Annotated in this window: 23 protein-coding genes; 12 read left to right on the top strand and 11 right to left on the bottom strand. The window is 60.4% G+C overall.

The window, feature by feature from the left end; translation table 11 throughout:
* Nucleotides 1–9 precede the first annotated feature (9 nt).
* The 3 genes from PSH59_RS17735 to PSH59_RS17725 form a co-directional block, all read right to left on the bottom strand.
* Nucleotides 10–636 (bottom strand): LysE family translocator, encoded by a 627-nt coding sequence (locus PSH59_RS17735; protein WP_305393322.1) that lies wholly within the window; start codon nucleotides 634–636, stop codon nucleotides 10–12.
* Between the two features lie 63 nt (nucleotides 637–699).
* Nucleotides 700–2058 carry an NCS2 family permease gene (locus tag PSH59_RS17730; protein ID WP_370694385.1) on the bottom strand — a complete coding sequence of 453 codons (1359 nt, stop codon included), beginning with the start codon at nucleotides 2056–2058 and terminating at the stop codon, nucleotides 700–702.
* Nucleotides 2059–2295: 237 nt separating this feature from the next.
* The gene (locus tag PSH59_RS17725) at nucleotides 2296–2730 is read right to left on the bottom strand and encodes a MarR family winged helix-turn-helix transcriptional regulator (RefSeq protein WP_305393321.1); all 435 of its coding nucleotides are present in this window, start codon (nucleotides 2728–2730) and stop codon (nucleotides 2296–2298) included.
* An 82-nt stretch (nucleotides 2731–2812) separates the two neighbouring features.
* On the opposite strand from PSH59_RS17725, the gene PSH59_RS17720 reads away from it, so the two are divergent.
* Nucleotides 2813–3979, top strand: coding sequence for a PLP-dependent aminotransferase family protein (locus tag PSH59_RS17720; protein ID WP_305393320.1), 1167 nt, complete (start codon nucleotides 2813–2815; stop codon nucleotides 3977–3979).
* A 10-nt stretch (nucleotides 3980–3989) separates the two neighbouring features.
* Nucleotides 3990–4592 carry a glutathione S-transferase family protein gene (locus tag PSH59_RS17715; RefSeq protein WP_248077803.1) on the top strand — a complete coding sequence of 201 codons (603 nt, stop codon included), beginning with the start codon at nucleotides 3990–3992 and terminating at the stop codon, nucleotides 4590–4592.
* A 67-nt stretch (nucleotides 4593–4659) separates the two neighbouring features.
* On the opposite strand, the gene PSH59_RS17710 is transcribed toward PSH59_RS17715, so the two are convergent.
* Both PSH59_RS17710 and folE read right to left on the bottom strand, forming a co-directional pair.
* Entirely contained in the window at nucleotides 4660–5031 is a 372-nt protein-coding gene (locus tag PSH59_RS17710; protein WP_248077802.1) for a glutathione S-transferase N-terminal domain-containing protein, read from the bottom strand.
* Between the two features lie 100 nt (nucleotides 5032–5131).
* Nucleotides 5132–5677 carry a GTP cyclohydrolase I FolE gene (gene folE / locus PSH59_RS17705; RefSeq protein WP_019826593.1) on the bottom strand — a complete coding sequence of 182 codons (546 nt, stop codon included), beginning with the start codon at nucleotides 5675–5677 and terminating at the stop codon, nucleotides 5132–5134.
* A gap of 183 nt (nucleotides 5678–5860) precedes the next feature.
* Between folE and PSH59_RS17700 the strand changes: the two genes are divergently transcribed.
* Together PSH59_RS17700 and PSH59_RS17695 are read left to right on the top strand one after the other, a co-directional pair.
* Nucleotides 5861–6589, top strand: coding sequence for a zeta toxin family protein (locus tag PSH59_RS17700; protein ID WP_305393319.1), 729 nt, complete (start codon nucleotides 5861–5863; stop codon nucleotides 6587–6589).
* Nucleotides 6586–6774, top strand: coding sequence for a hypothetical protein (locus tag PSH59_RS17695; RefSeq protein ID WP_248077798.1), 189 nt, complete (start codon nucleotides 6586–6588; stop codon nucleotides 6772–6774). Before PSH59_RS17700 ends, PSH59_RS17695 begins: the two co-directional genes overlap by 4 nt.
* A 44-nt stretch (nucleotides 6775–6818) precedes the next feature.
* On the opposite strand, the gene PSH59_RS17690 is transcribed toward PSH59_RS17695, so the two are convergent.
* The 3 genes from PSH59_RS17690 to PSH59_RS17680 form a co-directional block, all read right to left on the bottom strand.
* Nucleotides 6819–7376: a Smr/MutS family protein gene (locus PSH59_RS17690; protein WP_305393318.1), complete on the bottom strand. Its 558-nt coding sequence runs from the start codon at nucleotides 7374–7376 to the stop codon at nucleotides 6819–6821.
* A 74-nt stretch (nucleotides 7377–7450) separates the two neighbouring features.
* On the bottom strand, nucleotides 7451–7771 hold the full coding sequence (locus PSH59_RS17685; protein ID WP_248077794.1) for a hypothetical protein: 321 nt from the start codon (nucleotides 7769–7771) through the stop codon (nucleotides 7451–7453).
* A 135-nt stretch (nucleotides 7772–7906) separates the two neighbouring features.
* The gene (locus PSH59_RS17680) at nucleotides 7907–8497 is read right to left on the bottom strand and encodes a cysteine hydrolase family protein (protein WP_248077792.1); all 591 of its coding nucleotides are present in this window, start codon (nucleotides 8495–8497) and stop codon (nucleotides 7907–7909) included.
* Between the two features lie 238 nt (nucleotides 8498–8735).
* Between PSH59_RS17680 and prmB the strand changes: the two genes are divergently transcribed.
* Nucleotides 8736–9644 (top strand): 50S ribosomal protein L3 N(5)-glutamine methyltransferase, encoded by a 909-nt coding sequence (gene prmB / locus PSH59_RS17675; protein ID WP_248077790.1) that lies wholly within the window; start codon nucleotides 8736–8738, stop codon nucleotides 9642–9644.
* A gap of 88 nt (nucleotides 9645–9732) precedes the next feature.
* On the opposite strand, the gene PSH59_RS17670 is transcribed toward prmB, so the two are convergent.
* Nucleotides 9733–10539 carry a hypothetical protein gene (locus PSH59_RS17670; protein WP_248077789.1) on the bottom strand — a complete coding sequence of 269 codons (807 nt, stop codon included), beginning with the start codon at nucleotides 10537–10539 and terminating at the stop codon, nucleotides 9733–9735.
* A 99-nt stretch (nucleotides 10540–10638) separates the two neighbouring features.
* Nucleotides 10639–11598 (bottom strand): alpha/beta hydrolase, encoded by a 960-nt coding sequence (locus PSH59_RS17665; protein ID WP_305393317.1) that lies wholly within the window; start codon nucleotides 11596–11598, stop codon nucleotides 10639–10641.
* A 142-nt stretch (nucleotides 11599–11740) separates the two neighbouring features.
* Between PSH59_RS17665 and aroC the strand changes: the two genes are divergently transcribed.
* The 4 genes from aroC (at nucleotide 11741) to PSH59_RS17645 (ending at nucleotide 15020) form a co-directional block, all read left to right on the top strand.
* A complete protein-coding gene (gene aroC / locus PSH59_RS17660) occupies nucleotides 11741–12832 on the top strand; it encodes a chorismate synthase (protein ID WP_248077787.1) in 1092 nt (363 codons plus the stop codon).
* A gap of 4 nt (nucleotides 12833–12836) precedes the next feature.
* The gene (locus PSH59_RS17655) at nucleotides 12837–14003 is read left to right on the top strand and encodes an MFS transporter (RefSeq protein ID WP_305395309.1); all 1167 of its coding nucleotides are present in this window, start codon (nucleotides 12837–12839) and stop codon (nucleotides 14001–14003) included.
* Entirely contained in the window at nucleotides 14000–14530 is a 531-nt protein-coding gene (locus tag PSH59_RS17650) for an acireductone dioxygenase (RefSeq protein WP_305393316.1), read from the top strand. The genes PSH59_RS17655 and PSH59_RS17650 overlap by 4 nt, the downstream gene beginning before the upstream one ends.
* Nucleotides 14531–14741: 211 nt before the next feature.
* Nucleotides 14742–15020 (top strand): response regulator transcription factor, encoded by a 279-nt coding sequence (locus tag PSH59_RS17645; protein ID WP_248077785.1) that lies wholly within the window; start codon nucleotides 14742–14744, stop codon nucleotides 15018–15020.
* Between the two features lie 52 nt (nucleotides 15021–15072).
* On the opposite strand, the gene PSH59_RS17640 is transcribed toward PSH59_RS17645, so the two are convergent.
* Complete coding sequence (locus tag PSH59_RS17640) at nucleotides 15073–15351, bottom strand: DUF3509 domain-containing protein (protein ID WP_010208870.1); 279 nt, start codon at nucleotides 15349–15351, stop codon at nucleotides 15073–15075.
* 390 nt (nucleotides 15352–15741) lie between these two features.
* Here PSH59_RS17640 and PSH59_RS17635 point away from each other — a divergent pair, with 390 nt between their 5' ends.
* From PSH59_RS17635 to PSH59_RS17625, 3 genes are all read left to right on the top strand, one after another.
* Complete coding sequence (locus tag PSH59_RS17635) at nucleotides 15742–17568, top strand: long-chain-acyl-CoA synthetase (protein ID WP_248077784.1); 1827 nt, start codon at nucleotides 15742–15744, stop codon at nucleotides 17566–17568.
* 94 nt (nucleotides 17569–17662) lie between these two features.
* Nucleotides 17663–18178 carry an ankyrin repeat domain-containing protein gene (locus tag PSH59_RS17630; RefSeq protein WP_248077783.1) on the top strand — a complete coding sequence of 172 codons (516 nt, stop codon included), beginning with the start codon at nucleotides 17663–17665 and terminating at the stop codon, nucleotides 18176–18178.
* A 41-nt stretch (nucleotides 18179–18219) separates the two neighbouring features.
* Nucleotides 18220–18750: a hypothetical protein gene (locus tag PSH59_RS17625; protein WP_305393315.1), complete on the top strand. Its 531-nt coding sequence runs from the start codon at nucleotides 18220–18222 to the stop codon at nucleotides 18748–18750.
* Nucleotides 18751–18812 lie beyond the last annotated feature (62 nt).

Genomic DNA, 18812 nt, shown 5'->3' with positions numbered 1-18812 from the left:
GGAGGGGGGTCAGTGGCTGAGCAACGATGCGGCCCCGGCGCCGCCAAACAACCCGGCGCTCACGCGATTGAACCAACTCTGGCCCTTGCCGCTGCGCAGGTACCGCGCAGCACCATGGGCGCCGAGGCCGTAAGCCAGCTTGCACAGCAGGTCGAGCACGGTCCAGGTGGCGATCATGATCAGCAACTGCGGTAAAAACGGTTGCTCACTGCTGAGAAACTGCGGCAGGAACGCGGCAAAAAACAGGATGTCCTTGGGGTTGCTGGCGCCCAGTACAAAGGCGCGGCCAAACAAGGCACGAAAGCGCGGCACCGCAGCCGCTTGCGGCACAACCGCGCCCTGGGACGGCAGGCGCGATTGCTGCCAACTCTGCCAGGCGAGGTAGAACAGATACAGCGCACCGGCGATCTTCAAGGCGCTGAATAGCTGCTCCGAGGCCAGCAACAGCGCGCCCAGGCCCAGGGCCGAAGCGCTCAACAGACAGATCGAGGCAAACACTCCGCCGAGAAAGGCCGGGTACGAACGGCGCAGGCCGTAGTTGAGGCTGTTGCTGATCATCAGCAACGACAGGGGGCCTGGAATCAGGATCACGATCAAGGCAGCGCCGCTGAACAGCAGCCAGGTTTCCACACTCATTACAGTTCTCCATTCATGCAAAAGCCCCGCCCGAAGGCGAGGCAGTGTTCGCCACTTCCCGATTTACAGGAAGACAAACTTGGCGATGAAAATTGCGCACAACGCCCACAGGCTCAAGGAAATTTCCTTGTGCTTGCCGGTGCCGGCCTTGAGCGCCACGTACGTGATAAAGCCCAGGGCGATGCCATCGGCGACCGAGAAGGTCAGCGGCATCATGATCATGGTGACGATCGCCGGAATGCTGTCGGTGGCTTCGTCCCATTCGATATGCGCCATGCCGCTCATCATCAGCATCGCCACGTAGATCAACGCGCCCGCCGTGGCATATGCAGGAATCATGCCTGCCAGCGGTGCAAAAAACATCGCCGCCACAAACAATACGCCCACCGTGACGGCTGTCAGCCCGGTGCGCCCACCGGCCGCCACGCCCGCGGCACTTTCTACGTAGCTGGTTACCGGGGGCACGCCGACCATGGCGCCGAACACGCTGGACGCACTGTCGGCTTTCAAAGCGCGGGAGAGGTTTTCGATCCTGCCGTCGGGGTTCACCAGGCCGGCGCGCTGGGCCACGCCCATCAAGGTGCCGGCAGTGTCGAACATGTGCACAAACAAAAAGGCAAACACCACGCTGATCATGCTGACGTTGAACACGCCCATCACATCCATGGCCATCCAGGTCGGCGCCAGGCTCGGCGGGGTGGCGACGATGCCCTGATACTGCACCAGACCCAAGCCCCAGCCGGCCAGCGTCACGGCGATGATGCTCAGCAGGATCGCGCCGAATACACGGTGATAGCTGAGGATCGCGATCAGCAAAAAGCAGATGGCCGCCAGCAGTGGCGCCGGTTCATGCAGTGAACCCAGCTTGATCAGCGTGGCCGGGCTGTCGACGATGATGCCGGCGGTCTTCAGGCCGATCACCCCGAGAAACAGACCGACACCTGCGCCCATGGCATGGCGCAGGCTCACCGGGATGCTGTTGAGCAGCCATTCGCGAATGCGCGACAGGGTCAGGATCATGAACAGCACGCCCGAGATAAACACCGCGCCCAGCGCGGTTTCCCAGTTGTAGCCCATGGTTCCGACCACGGTGTAGGTAAAAAACGCATTCAAACCCATGCCCGGCGCCAGCCCCACGGGCCAGTTGGCGTACAGGCCCATCAACAGGCAACCGAGTGCTGCGGCAATGCAGGTGGCGACGAACGCGGCGCCGTGATCGATGCCGGCGTCGGCCATGATGTTGGGGTTGACGAAGATGATGTAGGCCATGGTGATGAAGGTGGTGAGGCCGGCGATCAGCTCGGTCTTCACTGTGGTGCCATGCACGCTCAATTTGAACAGGCGTTCCAGCCAGCCCTGCTTGACGGGGGCGAGGTTTGGCGGGGCAAGGTCCAGCGGGGCTTCGGATTTGCGGCTATCCACAGCGAGTACTCCTCAAGCATTTTATTGTTATGTCCAGCGCCAAGGCGCTGTGAGGTACCTGCGGGTTTGTTGACTGAAAGGTCAGGAACTCGCACGAAGCGAATTATGCTTTTGTATACAAATAAAGCAAATAATGTTTTGTATTTTGTGTGCGAAAGAGATGAAAGGCAACGCCCACATGACGCCTGTGGCGAGCGGGTTTGTGCACGTTGGGACGCGCAGCGGCCCTTCAGGGGGTCAAGGTTGGCCCGCCAGTGCCTGGTTCACCGCCAACCATCCGTTCACCGCCTCTTCGCCGGCCTCATTGAACGCGCGTTGCAACAACTTCACCTGTTCACGGCGCAACGACTGTTCGAAACGCAGCCCCTCTTCGGTCAATTGCAGCAGGCGTTTGCGCTTGTCGGTCGCGGACGCAACGCTGTCCACCAGCTGCATTTCCTGCAATTGGCGCAGTGGCATATTCAGCGCCTGCTTGCTCACACCGAGTAATTCCAACAGCTCCTTCACGCTCAACGTCGGGTAGCGCGCGATAAAAAAAACGATGCGCTGGTGCACCCGGCTCAGGCCGCGACGCTCGAGCATTTCGTCAGCCTTGGCGGTAAACGCCTGATAGCCGAAGAAGAACGCCTCCATGGCTTGTTGCTGGCTGGTCTGGTTTTTAAGGTCAAGCATATTGACGTATCTACTCGGGTCGGCGTAATTTCGGTCAACCAGTTTGACGTATTTCCTACAGCCTTCGCTAGCGGTGACCTCCATGGCCTTCTCTGAACGTGTTACACGCCTTAAAAGCTCCCTGATCCGGGAAATTCTCGCGGCGGCCCAGCGCCCGGAAGTGATGTCGTTCGCTGGCGGTCTGCCGGCCGAAGCCATGTTGCCCGCGCTGAACTGGGACGACATGCCGTTGAACATCGGCCAGTACGGCATGAGCGAAGGTGAACCGCAGCTGCGCGAACTGCTCGCCGCCGAAGCCCGCGCACTGGGCGTGCCGTGCCAGGCCAGCCAAGTGCTGGTGGTCAGTGGCTCCCAGCAAACCCTGGACCTGGCGGCCAAGCTGTATATCGACAAAGGCACGCAGATCCTGCTGGAAGGCCCGACCTACCTGGCCGCGTTGCAGATCTTCCAACTGTTCGGCGCCGAATGCCTCACCGTGCAACTGGAAGCCGACGGCCCGGACTTGGCCGCGTTGCGCGCCAACCTGGAGCGCCATCGCCCGGCATTCATCTACCTGATCCCGACCTTCCAGAACCCCTCGGCCGTGCGCTACAGCGACGCCAAGCGCGACGCCGTGGCGGCCTTGCTCGATGAGTTCGGCGTGACCCTGATCGAAGACGAGCCCTACCGCGAACTGAGCTTCGACGGCGCCAGCGCGCAGCCCATCGTCAGCCGCCTGACCAAAGCCAGCTGGATCTACACCGGCACCGTGTCCAAGACCCTGTCGCCCGGACTGCGTGTGGGTTACCTGATCGCCAGTCCCGACCTGTTCCCGCATCTGCTCAAGCTCAAGCAATCGGCCGACCTGCACACCAACCGTGTGGGCCAATGGCAGGCGATGCAGTGGATCGGCACAGAAAAATACCAGCACCATCTGGGGCAACTGCGCCATTTTTACCGCGAGCGCCGCGATGCTTTCCAGGCCGCCCTCGAGCGCCACTTTGGTGAGCTGGCCGACTGGCAAGTGCCCCAGGGCGGATTATTCTTCTGGCTGACCTTGAAACAACCGCTGGATACCCGCACCTTATTGGCCCAAGCGCTGGAGCAGAACGTCGCGTTTATGCCCGGTGAACCGTTCTTCTCCGAGCCGGACCGACACCTGGGCTCGTTGCGCCTCAATTTCAGTCATATCGACCCGGCCCGCCTGGACGAAGGTCTCAAGCGCCTGGCCGCGGTGGTCCGTCAAGCACAGCACGCGCAAGCGGCATAAGGGGAGCCCCATGTACAAGGTTTATGGCGATTACCGTTCGGGCAACTGCTACAAGGTCAAGTTGATGCTCAACCTGCTGGGCATTCCGTACCAGTGGGTGGATGTCGACATCCTCAAGGGCGATACCCAGACCGCAGAGTTCCTGGCCAAGAACCCCAACGGCAAGATCCCGGTGCTGGAACTGGAAGACGGCACATGCCTGTGGGAGTCCAACGCGATCCTCAACTTCCTGGCCGACGGCAGCGAATTTCTGCCGACCGAGCCGCGCCTGCGCACCCAAGTGCTGCAATGGCAGTTCTTCGAGCAGTACAGCCACGAGCCGTACATTGCGGTAGCGCGGTTTATCCAGTTTTACCTGAACATGCCCGAGGATCGTCTTGAGGAGTACAAGACCACCCATAAGGGCGGTTACAAAGCCCTGCGGGTCATGGAGCGTCAGTTGCAGGCCACGCCGTACCTGGTGGGCGAGCAATATTCGATCGCCGATATCGCGTTGTATGCCTACACCCATGTGGCCCACGAAGGCGGGTTTGATTTGACGCCTTACCCGGCCGTGCAGGCGTGGTTGAAGCGCGTGGCCAGCCATCCCAAACATGTGGCGATGCTGGATTAAACGCCGGTCAAATGGTGGCAGCGGATGTAGGACCGCTCACACAACCCCCATAGCGGGTCGGTGTCGGTCAGATCGCGGCGAAGCGCTTGTCGAGGTAATCGATGATCACTTTGGAGTCATACATCCAGGTGGTCTGGCCGTTTTCTTCGATGCGCAGGCACGGCACTTTGATCTTGCCACCTTGCTCCAGCAGGGTCTGGCGGTCCTGCTCGTTGTTTTTCGCATCCTTCAACGCCACCGGTACGTTCAGGCGGTGCAGGGTGCGACGGGTCTTCACACAGAACGGGCAAGCGTGGAATTGATACAGCGTCAGGCCTTTGGCCGCCGCATTGACCTGCGCCTGTTGTTCGGCCGGGCGCTGCTTTTTGCGTGGACGGGTCAGGAAGTCGCCCGCGATGATGACGTGGCCGAGGCCCACTCGAAGTGCTTTGACGAACATGGCTGTTACCTCTTGCCCAGAACTGAGGGGGCGCAGCTTACCTGATTTCTGCAGACGAAAAAAAACCGGCGATGAACGCCGGTTTTTCCTACCCGGCCCGTTACTTGATCAGGCTGAGGAATTCGCTGCGGGTGGCCGCGTTTTCGCGGAACTCACCGAGCATCACCGAGGTGATCATCGAAGAGTTCTGTTTCTCCACACCGCGCATCATCATGCACATGTGCTTGGCTTCAATCACCACGGCCACGCCCAGGGCGCCGGTCACTTGCATCACTGCATCGGCGATCTGGCGGCTGAGGTTTTCCTGGATCTGCAGGCGGCGCGCATACATGTCGACGATCCGCGCGACCTTGGACAGCCCCAGCACCTTGCCGCTGGGGATATACGCCACGTGGGCCTTGCCGATAAACGGCAGCAGGTGGTGTTCGCACAGCGAGTACAACTCGATGTCCTTGACCAGCACCATTTCGCTGTTGTCGGAGCTGAACAAGGCACCGTTGGTGACTTCTTCGAGCGTCTGCTCATAACCGCGGCAGAGGTACTGCATTGCCTTGGCGGCACGCTTGGGCGTGTCGAGCAGGCCCTCGCGGGAGACGTCCTCGCCGAGTTGGCCGAGGATCGCGGTGTAATTCTGTTCCAATGTCACAGCACTGTTTCCGTATGGGTTGCAGAACGGTACGGTGTATGCCTGTACCAATGTGAAGCGTTTTTTCACCGCAAATACCGCAGTGTGCGCTGATTATTGGCGCACATAGTAGCGTAGGTATGCCGACAGGTGTATTCCTGGTCGATGCTGATGTTAGAGTCGGTCTCCAGTCAGGAGGACTCGATGACACCACTGGAACGAAGCATTTCTGAGCGGGCCGTGCTTTTTGCCAAGGCTAATCGGACACGCATAGCCAGGGAATTGGCTTGTTTGGAGCGCTATCCAGGCGAAGAGTATCCCGTCTCGGTCTTTATGGCCGGTTCTCCTGGCGCGGGTAAGACGGAAGTATCAAAGTCCTTTATCCAATTGATGGAAATCCATGGTGCCAAGGCTCTTCGTATCGACCCAGACGATTTCAGAGCGTATTTTCCCGTGTACACCGGTGCGAATTCGAGTCTTTTTCAGCGTGGTGTAACTGTCATGGTTGAGCGGGCCATTGACCTTGTTTACCAGCAGCAGTCGTTTATTCTGGATGGGACACTGGCGAATCTCGACGTTGCGCGAAAAAATGTTCAACGTGCGCTTGATAAGGCAAACCGGTCGGTTCAAGTCATCTATGTTTATCAGAAGCCGCAACTGGCGTGGGAGTTTGTGCTTGCGCGCGAGGCCATAGAAGGCAGAAATATCCCCTGCATGGAATTCGTACGCCAGTTCTACGCATCCAAGGTAACCGTATGCCAACTGAAACGTGAGTTTCTGGGAGATCTTCAGGTCGACGTCATTCTAAAAGACACCGATGGAAGCGACGCCGAGATTGGTATTGACCTTTCAACCGACGAAATTGACGAACTGGTCAGGCAGCCCTACCATCCAGATCAACTTGAGCAATTGTTGACCGGAGTAGCCTCATGAAAGGCGAAATCACGGAAGCATTAGAAAAATACCCTTCAACGACCCTGTCCGATTTTTTCCGAAGCTGTTCGGTAGAAGAGAGGCGAGCGGTTTATCGAAGCGCAGCCAATACTGCGATCACGATGCAAAAAGCCGTGATTTCCCTGGCTAGAGAAAAAAGGGCTAAAGAGCTCGCCAGCGAATAGACGCGAAAAAGGAAGCCCAGCCAGCGTACTGGGCTTTTTTATTTTTACTCGTCGCGCCCTTCCATCATCATACGCTTGAGCATCACATACACCGCACCCGCGCCGCCGTGGCGGGCCTGGCACGAGGTAAAGCCGAGTACCTGGGCATGCTGACGCAGCCAGGTATTGACGTGGCTTTTGATCATTGGCCGCTTGCCATCCAGGCGCACGGCCTTGCCGTGGGTGACGCGCACGCAGCGGATTTCGAACTTGGTGGCTTCGGCCAGGAAGGCCCACAGGGTTTCGCGGGCTTTCTCTACGGTCATGCCGTGCAGGTCCAGGCTGCCTTCGAAGGGGATCTGGCCGGCCTTGAGCTTACGTATCTGGCTTTCCTGCACGCCGTCGCGCGCCCACATCAGCTCATCTTCAGGGCCCACGTCGATCACGAACTGGTCCGACAGGCCATCGACCGTGGTGGCGTCGGTGCGCACGGTCGCGGCCTGGCGCAGTTTGGCGATCTGCGCCCGGTCAGCCTTGGGTTTGCCGGTGTCGGCGCGGTCGTGCTTGATCGGCTTGACGCCGCGCAGCTCGTTTTTGAACAGGGAAAAGTCGTCGTCTTGCATGTCAGCCTCCGCGAAGGGCGGGCAGTTTACCTAATCGCGGCGGCCTGGGCGCAGGAAACGCTATCCAAGCGCCACTAGTCGTGCTTTTTCATCAGGTGTGAGGCGATGTTCAGCGACAGCGGCTGGCGCATTTTGCGCCGGCTGCGGCGCCACAACCACACGCCCAACCACAGCACCACCAGCCCGACGCCGAGCAAGAGGGCTGCACCGCCTGGGCTGGCATTCAGTTCCCCGAGCGCCGGCGAGTGACCCAACAAACCGGCGCCACCAGCGCCGGCCAACAACAGACCTACGATCGCCAGCAGTGCGGCAATGCCGGCCACCAGGCGCAGACGCCAATTACTCGGGCCCTTGGGGCGCAAGCGACGAGCGTCAAAACCATCGGATATCTTCATTCCGACCTTTCCTCCAGGGTATCGGCCCTTCGACCGGAAGATGCACAGGTTGTTCCTGTACGGGAGGCAAATGCGCCAAATGAGCAGGCTTTGCAGATGAGCGGGCCACTGAAGCACCGCTCACCGGGAGGTCGATCAGATCAGGTCTTTGGTCAGCGCGAGGGTGGCGAAGTTGTCGGCCATGATTGCCATCTCCGTCTGCTGCACGTGCTCGGCAGTCAGGATGCCGCCTTTATAGGGCAGGTCACGGGTGGCACAGGCGTCTTCCACCAGGGTGCAGCGAAAGCCCAGGTTCTTGGCGGCGCGCACGCTGGTGCTGACGCTGGAGTGGCTCATGAAGCCGCAGACGATCAGGTCCAGGGAACCGAGGTCCTGCAGGTGTTTTTCCAGGCCAGTGCCGTGGAAAGCGCTCGGCAGCAGCTTGCCGATGATGGTCTCGTCACCTTCAGGCTCGAGGCCGGGAATGAACTCCCCGCGCTCGCCTTGCGGGTCAAACAGGCCGCCGACGGTGCCCAAGTGGCGCACATGCACGATCGGGCGCCCGGCGTTGCGTGCAGCACCGACCAGTTGTTTGATGTTGCCGACGGCGGCGTCCATGCCCGAAAGGGCGAGTGGGCCACTGAGGTATTCCTTCTGGGCGTCGATGATCACGAGGGTCGCATGGGCAAGGTTGGCAGCTGCGTAACCACGACCGCTGAGTTGAAACATCGTCTTTGGAACGGACATTCTGGGGCTCCTGTGAGGGGGGCTTTTGCGACATTGTCCACTGGCTGAGCGGTTCTGTGAATCGCTACGATCGTAAGGTACGCCGTTGCTGGCGTGCAGCCATGTCAAGAGGTGGGCTTGTTTACCACAATGCCGGCAAATTGGATGAAATCCGACGTATGGCAACACGTTTTCGTACATCGTCGGTACAGGCGAAGGCTGTTAGAATCGCCAGTCGTTTTTTCCAGGAGCTTGCCCCGTGATCACTTCCCGCCTGCGCACTCTGCGCGACCATATCCGTTGGGCTGTCAGCCGTTTCCATGGGGAAGACCTGTTTTTTGGCCATGGTACCGACAATGCCTGGGACGAAGCTCGGCAATTGGTGCTCGGCGCCTTGAACCTGCCGTGGGAAATTGCCGACAGCTACCTGGACTGCAACCTGGAGGAAGAGGAAATCTCCCACGTGCAGCGTTTGCTGCATCGGCGCATCCACGAGCGCGTGCCCACCGCTTACCTGCTGGGTGAGGCCTGGTTCTGCGGCATGTCGTTCATCGTCGACAAGCGAGTGTTGATCCCGCGCTCACCGATTGGCGAACTGATCGAAAACCGCTTCGAACCCTGGTTGGCCCAGCCGCCGGCTCGCATCCTTGATCTGTGCACGGGCTCCGGCTGCATCGGCATCGCCTGCGCGTACGAGTTCCAGGACGCCGAAGTGGTGTTGGGCGATTTGTCCTTCGAAGCGCTGGAGGTGGCTAACCAGAATATCGAGCGTCATGGCGTGGACGAGCGCGTGTACACCGTGCAGGGCGACGGCTTTGATGGCCTGCCGGGGCAGCGTTTTGACCTGATCGTGTCGAACCCTCCGTACGTGGATGCCGAAGATTTCGCTGACATGCCGGACGAGTACCAGCACGAGCCGGAGCTGGGTCTGGCCTGTGGCGACGATGGCTTGAACCTGGTACGCCGGATGCTCGCCGAAGCGGCGGACCACCTGACCGAGAAGGGTTTGCTGATTGTCGAAGTGGGCAACAGCCAGGTGCACGTCGAAGCGCTGTACCCGGAGGTGGACTTTGCCTGGCTGGAGTTCCAGCGCGGTGGGCATGGGGTATTCATGCTCACGGCCGAGCAGTGCCGGGCGCATCAGGCGGTGTTTGCTGCGCGGGTTTAACCTGACAGGTTGAAAAGGCTGGATTTAATGTGGGAACGAGCAAGCCCGTTCCCACAATTGCATTCGGTATGCACAGGTAAATCGTGACTTACCGGTGAGTGGCAATCCAGATCAACAAGCCCGCCTGAAACACGGTAAACGCCACCAGGCAGGTGATGGTAAAGCGCAGACCGCTGTCCTCGCGCTTGAACTTGGTGACCTTTTCTTCTTCCTTGCGCAGCTTCACTTCCTGCTCCAGCAGGTTGTGCTCAGCCTGTTGCAGCATCTGCGCGGCTTCAAGGATCTCGACAAACTGCACCTTCTCGGTGTTCCAGCTGTCCAGCACATCGCTGACCTTGCCCGGCTGCACGTTACCTTTCAAATGCTGCACATCGGCGTAGGCCACATCAAAGCCCTGGACACGCAGGAAGTGATCGCGGCGCAGGCGTGTGGCTTCGTTGAGCGCGTCCTTGTTGGCCAGGTCGACGCCGTCGACACGGTAGTGTGACCACTTCTTTTTTGCCCACGCCGCGCCTTGGGCCACCAGGAAGCGGCCGATCCCCCTGTTGGCCGGTTCGATCTCCAGGCTGTTGCCCGGGCCGAAATGCACGCGATGGGTGTCGTGATCGACCCAGATATCCAGATGGTTCTGCTCGCGCCGCACACGCTGACCGGGCAATTGGATAACCATGCGCAGCAGGCTGTGATGCTTGTCATTGCGCTCGGCATAACCGAACTGCACGAACCGCAGCGGCCGCACGCCGGTGGCGCGGTCAGTGGCCAGGGGCGCCAGGCGCAGCATCTTGAAATGCTCGGCCTGAACGTCCGCCCACGGCAGGGGGGCGGTGTTGGTGGCCTCGGTCGTTTCAACCGCGGTTTCGGCGGTCGGTTCGGGTATTGCTTCAGAGGTTGTCATGCGGTGCGATCCTGTCCAAGCCCAGCGAGTCGACTGTCTTGTTTCTGTCGACCCTGGACTTATCGGCCGCTGTCGCCAGGACTGGAGGCAATTTGTCGCTTAACGGGATTGAAGTCCGGCGATAAACCGCACTACACGGTCGCCCAGCTCAGCGGCGAGGGGCAATTGCGGGTCGTTGTAGGAGGCCAGTTGCTGTTTGACCTCGTTGGGCACGATGCGCATCACGTGGTTCATGCCTTCGATCAGCGTCAACTGCGCGTCGGGTTTGGCGCGTTTGAGCTGCCTGGCGTCGCCGACACCGACCTGAATATCGTTGGTGCCCTGGATGATCAGCGCAGGCATGCGCAGTTTGGCGAAGGCCGCCGCGGGGTCGGCGCGAAACAGGCTGATGAGATAAGGCTGGACGCTGGGGCGGAAAATTCCCTGAAGCGGGGCAGGCACGTCGGTGTCCACTTGGCCGGCCTTGAGATGATCGAGGATTTCATTGCTGCGCAGCAGCAGGGCAGGTGGCATGTGGTCAGCCAGTTGCTGGCGGATCACCTGGTCCACCGGGCGTGCGCTGCCGGACAGGGAGATGACGCCTGCAGGGTCCAACTGCGGCGCCGCGAGGGCGGCCACCAGCGCGCCTTCGCTGTGACCGAGCACAATCAGCGGGCCCATGCGCTTGTCGGCCTTGAGCAATTGGCCCCAGGCCACCGCGTCGGCGACGTAGGCGTCGAGGGTCAGATTGCGCTCGTCCGGCGTGGCGGCGAGGCTGGCGGCCACACCGCGCTTGTCATAGCGCACGCTGGCGATATTGTGCCGGGCGAGCACCCAGGCCAGGCGCTTGAGGCTGTCGTTGCGCGCGCCGTCGGCGCTGTTGCCGTTACGATCGGTGGGCCCGGAGCCGGCGATGATCAGCACCACAGGCACGGGTTTATCCGACTGTGGCAGTAACAGCGAGCCAAACAGCTCGCCGCTGCCGGTGTCCAGGCTGATGGGCCGTTGCAGCACGACAGGGGCGGCGTGGGCCACGGCGGTAAACAAGGTGAGGGTTAGCAGCAGAACTCGAAGCATCATCGCGCCATCATGGGAAGGTGCCGGTTGGACAGGCGCCTACCGGGAAGGTTTCGAGGATGAACTAGTCGGTTAGCCTGCGTATACTGGCCGCCTTAAGTTATTACGGTTGACTTGATTCAACTGATTTCACGGAGCGCTCTGCATGTCCGGCAATACCTTCGGCAAGCTGTTCACTGTCACCACCGCGGGCGAAAGCCATGGCCCGGCGTTGGTCGCCATTGTCGACGGCTGCCCGCCCGGCCTCGAGCTGTCCCTGGAAGACCTGCAGCGTGACCTCGACCGGCGCAAGCCCGGCACCAGTCGCCACACCACTCAGCGCCAGGAGCCCGACGAAGTCGAGATCCTCTCCGGCGTGTTCGAAGGCCGCACCACCGGGTGCTCTATCGGCCTGCTGATCCGCAACACCGACCAGAAGTCCAAGGACTACTCGGCGATCAAGGACCTGTTCCGCCCGGCCCATGCCGACTACACCTACCACCACAAATACGGCGAACGCGACTACCGTGGCGGTGGCCGCAGCTCGGCGCGCGAAACCGCGATGCGCGTGGCCGCCGGCGCCATTGCCAAGAAGTACCTGGCCACCCAGGGCATCGTGATCCGTGGCTACATGAGCCAGTTGGGCCCGATCGAGATTCCGTTCAAGACTTGGGACTGCGTGGCGGACAACGCCTTTTTCTGCCCGGACCCGGACAAAGTGCCGGAGCTGGAAGCCTACATGGACCAGTTGCGCCGTGATCAGGACTCGGTGGGCGCCAAAATCACCGTGGTGGCCGAAGGCGTGAAGCCTGGCCTGGGCGAACCGATCTTCGACCGCCTCGACGCAGAATTGGCCCATGCGCTGATGAGCATCAACGCAGTCAAGGGTGTGGAAATCGGCGCCGGTTTCGCGTGTGTCTCCCAGCGGGGCACCGAACACCGCGATGAGCTGACCCCTGAAGGCTTCCTCAGCAACAACGCCGGCGGCATCCTCGGTGGTATTTCCTCCGGCCAGCCGATCGTTGCGCACCTGGCGCTCAAGGCCACGTCGAGCATCACCACGCCGGGCCGCTCAATCGATGTACACGGTCATCCGGTGGACGTGATTACCAAGGGCCGTCACGACCCGTGCGTCGGTATCCGTGCCACGCCGATTGCCGAGGCGATGATGGCCATCGTGCTGATGGATCACCTGCTGCGCAACCGTGGGCAAAACGCGGATGTGCGTGTGAGCACACCGGTGCTGGGCCAGCTGTGACGGGCTGGTTGTGACAGCCCTTCCTTATTGGCGCCTTTCCAGCTTCTACCTGTTCTACTTCGCCCTGCTCGGGGCGACAGCGCCGTTCCTCGCGCTGTACTTCGATCATCTGGGCTTCTCCAGCGCGCGCATCGGTGAGCTGGTGGCCATCCCCATGCTCATGCGTTGCGTGGCCCCCAACCTGTGGGGCTGGCTGGGGGACTACAGCGGCCGACGCCTGGCCATCGTGCGTTTTGGCGCGGTGTGCACGCTGATCAGTTTTTCGCTGGTTTTCTTCAGCAAAACCTATGCCTGGCTGGCGCTGGTGATGGCCTTGCATGCGTTCTTCTGGCACGCGGTGCTGCCTCAGTTTGAAGTGATCACTCTGGCTCATTTGCAACACCAGACATCGCGCTACAGCCAGGTGCGCTTGTGGGGCTCCATCGGTTTTATCCTCACCGTTGTGATAATGGGCCGCCTGTTCGATTGGCTGAGCCTGGACATTTATCCGGTGGTCATTGTGGTGATCATGGCCGGCATCATTGGCGCCAGCCTGTGGGTGCCGAACGCGCAGCCTGCGACCGGGGGTAATCGCCTGGCGGGCGATGGGTTCCTCAGGCAACTGCGCAGCCCTGGCGTGCTGGCGTTTTACGTTTGCGTGGCATTGATGCAAATGAGCCATGGCCCGTACTACACCTTCCTCACCCTGCACCTCGAACACTTGGGCTACAGCCGAGGCGTGATCGGTATGCTGTGGGCCCTGGGGGTGGTGGCCGAAGTGCTGATGTTCCTGGGCATGAGCCGCATCCTCACGCGCTTTTCGGTGCGCCGGGTGCTGCTGGCCAGTTTCCTGTTGGCGGCGCTGCGTTGGTTGCTGTTGGGCTCGTTTGCCGAATACTTTTGGGTGCTGCTGCTGGCGCAGGTGATGCACGCCGCCACGTTCGGCAGCTTTCACGCGGCCGCGATTGCCTTTGTACAACGCAGTTTCGGCGATAAACAACAAGGCCAGGGCCAAGCCCTGTACGCCGCTCTGGCCGGCACCGGCGGTGCGCTGGGCGCGCTGTATTCCGGCTATAGCTGGAACCTGCTGGGGCCCACCTTCACCTTTAGTATCGCCAGCGTCGCCGCCCTGGCCGCAGCCGTTATCATTGGTCTTCGAATGCACGAGCAGAACCAAGGAACCCTTCAATGAGTTATGTCGCCGTCTACTCCGTTACTACGCCGGATACCCCGAACAAGGTGCTGACCCATGCCGACGACATCGCCGCCGCTCTGGCCGAGCACGGCGTGCGGTTCGAGCGCTGGCAGCCCAGCCCGATCGAGAAGGGCGCCAGCGACGCTGCGATGATCGCGGCGTACCGGACGCAAGTCGACGCCCTTGGCTACGCGCACGTGGACGTGCTCAGCATCACCAGCGAGCACCCACAGAAAGCCGAACTGCGCGCGCAGTACCTTGATGAGCGACGCAATAAACAAGATGAGGCGCTTTTTTTCATCGCCGGCCAGGGCTTGTTCAACGTGCACGCTGGCGATTACGTCTACGCCGTGCGCTGTGAGAAAAACGATCTGTTGATCATCCCGGCAGGCGTGGCGCACTGGTTTGATATGGGTGAGAACCCGCATGTGGTGGCATTGCGTTTATCCAGTGGGCAAAAAGGCGCAGCGCCCGAGTTCACTCGCGACGCTATTGCCCGTCGTTTCCCAGGCTTGGACGACTGAGGTCCACTGATTAGGCTCTTCAACCCCGGTAAGGTGGAAGTTGCTGTGGGAAGAAGCCTAAGTTTTTGTTGGGATCGGCTGTTTGTTGGCCTCTCTGCGCACTGATTCCATCCGTTATGTAACTCTCTGCGGCCTCAACGTTTATATCGCCTGTCTATAGGAGGAATCCGAACGGTAATAGGCATGCGCCAATAAGAAAGGAGAGAACGTAATGAATGGCCCAGAGGAACCGAGCCCGCCGCTTTATCGTGTGCCCAACGCCGTGAGACGGCGCCTGAATTTATCCGGCAAGCCCCTGACTCCGGCGGAGCTGGAGATCCTGCGCTGGGCCTCGGAAGGCAAGACCGTGTGGGAGATCAGCCAGATCCGTGCCACGTCCGAGGCCACGGTCAAGTTCCACTTGCGCAATATCTACGGCAAATTGGAAGTGACCAACCGCGTGCAGGCCATGAATGAGGCGACGCGCCAGGGCCTTGTGGCGAGCCCATGAAAAAGGGCCGCGACGCTCAACGGCGTCGCGGCCCTTCTTTGTAGTACGTGGTTTAAGCCGAGTGGTAGGTCGGCAAGGCAAAGCGGTTCTGGCTTTGCAACATCGAAATCTGCGGCAGGTCGCTGGCCTGTTCGGCCAAGTCACGGCGAATGGCGCTGATGACCCAGGTCAGTTGATCGGCGGTGTGCAACTGTTGGTAAGAGATCGAGCGCTTGACCTGTTTGCCTTCACTGTTGCGCAGGGTCAACAGGATACCGCCGTCAGGGCGTGGCTGGGTGGTGACGTCATAGTTGGAGAATACTGAAGCGAATTTATCTTGGATCAGGCTCATGTCTATCAGCTCCATTGGCTCAAGTGGGCAAGCATGGAGAGATAGGTGCAGTGATTGTGCCAGCTATTGAATTATAAAAATGTTCTTATAAATCAATACATTACAAGTTCCATGGATTTTCGATTTCGTGCAATTTGCATGAATGGCCATCGTGCATCCTGCATTTTGCGCTACTCGGACGGTGCACATAGGGTACCGTTATCCATAAAGACTGCCATTACGCGGCAAAATTCCTTTTTTGATCGCCGGCGTGCCGGGATACAAAACATTTCAAATCCTGCGTGTACAGCTGAAGAACGGCTGACGTATTTTCCTGCAAGGCATTTGGCCTCCTGCCTACGAATGCCGGCGTTTCTGGATCATACGAAGAATAAGAAAAAGGACGTTCCAATGAGCCATCCGCAGAACGACATGATCACCTGGAGCAAGCTGCTGCGTAAGGTGCCCGCCATCGTGCGCGCCTTGCCTCGGGTGGTACGCGGCATGCGTGCCGCCAACGTCACCGACCCTGCGCAGCCCTGCGGGTTGGGCTGGCACTTTGAGCAAGCAGCCCAGCGCAACCCTGAAGGCGATGCCCTGCTGTACGGCGACAGCGTGCTCAGCTACCGCGAAGCCAACGCGCGCGCCAACCGTATTGCCCATCACCTGCACGCTCAGGGCATCGGCAAGGCGGATGTGGTGGCACTGTTTATCGAAAACCGCCCCGAATTGCTCTTGACCGTATTGGCCGTGGCCAAGCTGGGTGGCATCTGCGCCATGCTCAACACCGCGCAAACCCAGGCGGCGCTGGTGCACAGCCTGAACCTGGTAAGCCCGGTGGCGATTGTGGTGGGGGCAGAGCTGGTGACGGCCTTTGACGCGGTGCGTGATCAGGTTCAGATTCCTCGGCAAAGGACCTGGTTCGTTGCTGACCAAGCATCGGGCACGGTGCCGGAGCGCTACATCGACCTGCTGGCGACCAGCGCCGAGTGCCCCGCGGACAACCCGGCCAGCACTGCGCAGGTGTTCTCCAACGACCCCTGCTTCTATATCTACACCTCTGGCACCACTGGCCTGCCCAAGGCCGGCATCATGAAACATGGGCGCTGGACCAAAACCGCCGTCAGCTTCGGCAGCATTGCCCTGGACATGGGCCCGGACGACGTCATGTATTGCACGTTGCCGCTCTACCACGCCACCGGGCTCTGCGTGTGCTGGGGCTCGGCGATTGTCGGCGCGTCAGGCTTCGCCATCCGCCGCAAGTTCAGCGCCAGTCAGTTCTGGGAGGATGCGCGTAAATTCAACGCGACCACCCTCGGTTATGTCGGCGAGCTGTGCCGTTACCTGCTGGACCAGCCGCTCAGCGAAAACGACCGCGACAACCGCGTGACCAAGATGGTTGGCAATGGCTTGCGTCCAGGCGTGTGGGCACAGTTCAAGGCGCGGTATGGCGTCGAGCATATTTGCGAGTTGTACGCGGCCAGCGACGGCAATATCGGCTTTACCAATGTATTGAATTTCGACAACACCATCGGCTTTTGCCTGCAACAGTGGGCGCTGGTGGACTACGCCCATGACAGCGGTGAACCGCTGCGGGGCGGCGATGGCTTTATGCGCAAAGTGCCCACGGGCGGGCAGGGGCTGTTGCTGGCGCGCATCGACGATAAGTCACCGTTCGACGGCTACACCGACCCGGAAAAGAACCGCAACGTGGTGCTCACGGACGTCTTCGAAAAAGGCGACCGCTACTTCAACACCGGCGACTTGTTGCGCAGCATTGGCTTCGGTCATGCGCAATTCGTCGACCGTCTGGGGGATACCTATCGCTGGAAGGGCGAAAACGTGTCCACCACCGAAGTCGAGAACGTGCTGCTGCAACACCCTCAGATCGCTGAAGTGGTGGCCTATGGTGTGGAGATCGAAAACACTAACGGACGCGCGGGCATGGTCGCCATCACGCCGAGCGAGTCGCTGGCCGCCTTGGATATGCGCGAGCTGCTGCAGTTTGCCCACGGCCAGTTGCCGGCGTATGCGGTGCCATTGTTTTTGAGAATCAAGGTCAAGATGGAGACGACTGGCACCTTCAAGTACCAGAAGGTCAAGCTCAAGGAGGAAGCGTTTGACCCGGCCAGGGCGGGCAATGACCCGGTGTATGCCTGGCTGCCGGGCTCGGACAGCTACGTGCCGGTAACCGTGCAATTGCTTGCGCAGATCCAGGGGGGTCAGTTCCGTTATTGATTATGCCTATGGGCGCTTTTGACAAAAAAGCCATGACAGGTGGGAACTCCGTCGCGACACTGACGCCTATTCAGTATTCGAAAAGGAGCCCCACATGTCCGACCAGCCTAAACAAATGACCGAAGACGAAGCCGCCGAATTTGCCGAGCAAGTCTTCGATGTGGCCCGCCGTGGTGATGCTGCGATGCTCGCTGCACTGTTGGCCAAAGGCTTGCCGGCCAATTTTCGCAATCACAATGGCGACACTCTGCTGATGCTTGCGGCCTACCATGGTCACGCCGAGGCGGTCAAAGTGCTGCTGGAGTTCAAGGCGGACCCACTCATCGCCAATGACAAGAACCAGTTGCCGATTGCCGGCGCGGCGTTCAAGGGCAACCTGGAGGTGGTCAAGGCGCTGATTGACGGGGGCACGCCGGTGGAGGCGGCATCGTCTGATGGCCGCACGGCCTTGATGATGGCGGCGATGTTCAACCGTGTCGAGATGCTCGACTACCTGCTCGGCCAGGGCGCAAACCCCAAGGCCACTGACGCCCAGGGTGCCACGGCGCTGGCGGCGGCGCTGACCATGGGCGCGGCGGATACGGCGGCGCGGTTGCAGAAACTGGTGTAGGCTACGCGCCCTCGAAAACCCGCCCGTCACAGGATCGCCCCATGAAAACCGCCCTCGTCGAACTTATCAGCAAAATCAGCGCCGGGGTCATGGGCGAGGATGAGGTGGCGCGCATCGCCGATGAGGCCGCCCAGGCCTACGCCGATCCTGTGGAATTCCTGGCGGCCAACCCGGACATCAACTACGACGACAGCTTCCCGATCCCGCTGGGTGAATGGGTGGTGGTGGGCAGCTTGCCGGACACCGTGCTGTTTCAGGCGGACACCTATGGCGACTTGTTTGCGCAGATCGTCGCCTCGTTTGGTCCAGGCGTGGCGTTCAACCTCAAGCCCAAGCAACTGGCCAAGACCGAAGACCTCACGGCGTTGAACCGCATCCAGATCCAGATGAGCGCTCTCAGCCCGGAAGACGGCGGCTATGTGCTGCTCAACTTCAGCCAGCTGTTGGATGACGAGATCCAGGCCGTACTGGTGTTCGGCAACGACCTGCCGCGCGTGTTGCAATTGTGCGCCGAGGTGGGCATCAAGGCCGAGCCGTCGCTGGAAGCGCTGAAGATCGCCGTGCACGTCTGAAATAAAACGGAACCCCTGGCTGCGCTGACTATCCTAGAAGGGCATGCCCTCACTTAGGAGCG

Origin of the sequence: Pseudomonas sp. FP2309 (assembly GCF_030687575.1) — a bacterium.
Taxonomy (GTDB): domain Bacteria; phylum Pseudomonadota; class Gammaproteobacteria; order Pseudomonadales; family Pseudomonadaceae; genus Aquipseudomonas.
This window is presented reverse-complemented; position numbering and strand designations above follow the sequence as displayed.

Coding starts and splice junctions, on each gene's coding strand:
- PSH59_RS17735 (WP_305393322.1), bottom strand. CDS start 636: ATGAGTGTGGAAACCTGGCTGCTGTTCAGCGGCGCTGCCTTGATCGTG.
- PSH59_RS17725 (WP_305393321.1), bottom strand. CDS start 2,730: ATGCTTGACCTTAAAAACCAGACCAGCCAGCAACAAGCCATGGAGGCG.
- PSH59_RS17720 (WP_305393320.1), top strand. CDS start 2,813: ATGGCCTTCTCTGAACGTGTTACACGCCTTAAAAGCTCCCTGATCCGG.
- PSH59_RS17715 (WP_248077803.1), top strand. CDS start 3,990: ATGTACAAGGTTTATGGCGATTACCGTTCGGGCAACTGCTACAAGGTC.
- PSH59_RS17710 (WP_248077802.1), bottom strand. CDS start 5,031: ATGTTCGTCAAAGCACTTCGAGTGGGCCTCGGCCACGTCATCATCGCG.
- PSH59_RS17700 (WP_305393319.1), top strand. CDS start 5,861: ATGACACCACTGGAACGAAGCATTTCTGAGCGGGCCGTGCTTTTTGCC.
- PSH59_RS17695 (WP_248077798.1), top strand. CDS start 6,586: ATGAAAGGCGAAATCACGGAAGCATTAGAAAAATACCCTTCAACGACC.
- PSH59_RS17690 (WP_305393318.1), bottom strand. CDS start 7,376: ATGCAAGACGACGACTTTTCCCTGTTCAAAAACGAGCTGCGCGGCGTC.
- PSH59_RS17685 (WP_248077794.1), bottom strand. CDS start 7,771: ATGAAGATATCCGATGGTTTTGACGCTCGTCGCTTGCGCCCCAAGGGC.
- PSH59_RS17680 (WP_248077792.1), bottom strand. CDS start 8,497: ATGTCCGTTCCAAAGACGATGTTTCAACTCAGCGGTCGTGGTTACGCA.
- PSH59_RS17670 (WP_248077789.1), bottom strand. CDS start 10,539: ATGACAACCTCTGAAGCAATACCCGAACCGACCGCCGAAACCGCGGTT.
- PSH59_RS17665 (WP_305393317.1), bottom strand. CDS start 11,598: ATGATGCTTCGAGTTCTGCTGCTAACCCTCACCTTGTTTACCGCCGTG.
- aroC (WP_248077787.1), top strand. CDS start 11,741: ATGTCCGGCAATACCTTCGGCAAGCTGTTCACTGTCACCACCGCGGGC.
- PSH59_RS17650 (WP_305393316.1), top strand. CDS start 14,000: ATGAGTTATGTCGCCGTCTACTCCGTTACTACGCCGGATACCCCGAAC.
- PSH59_RS17645 (WP_248077785.1), top strand. CDS start 14,742: ATGAATGGCCCAGAGGAACCGAGCCCGCCGCTTTATCGTGTGCCCAAC.
- PSH59_RS17640 (WP_010208870.1), bottom strand. CDS start 15,351: ATGAGCCTGATCCAAGATAAATTCGCTTCAGTATTCTCCAACTATGAC.
- PSH59_RS17635 (WP_248077784.1), top strand. CDS start 15,742: ATGAGCCATCCGCAGAACGACATGATCACCTGGAGCAAGCTGCTGCGT.
- PSH59_RS17630 (WP_248077783.1), top strand. CDS start 17,663: ATGTCCGACCAGCCTAAACAAATGACCGAAGACGAAGCCGCCGAATTT.
- PSH59_RS17625 (WP_305393315.1), top strand. CDS start 18,220: ATGAAAACCGCCCTCGTCGAACTTATCAGCAAAATCAGCGCCGGGGTC.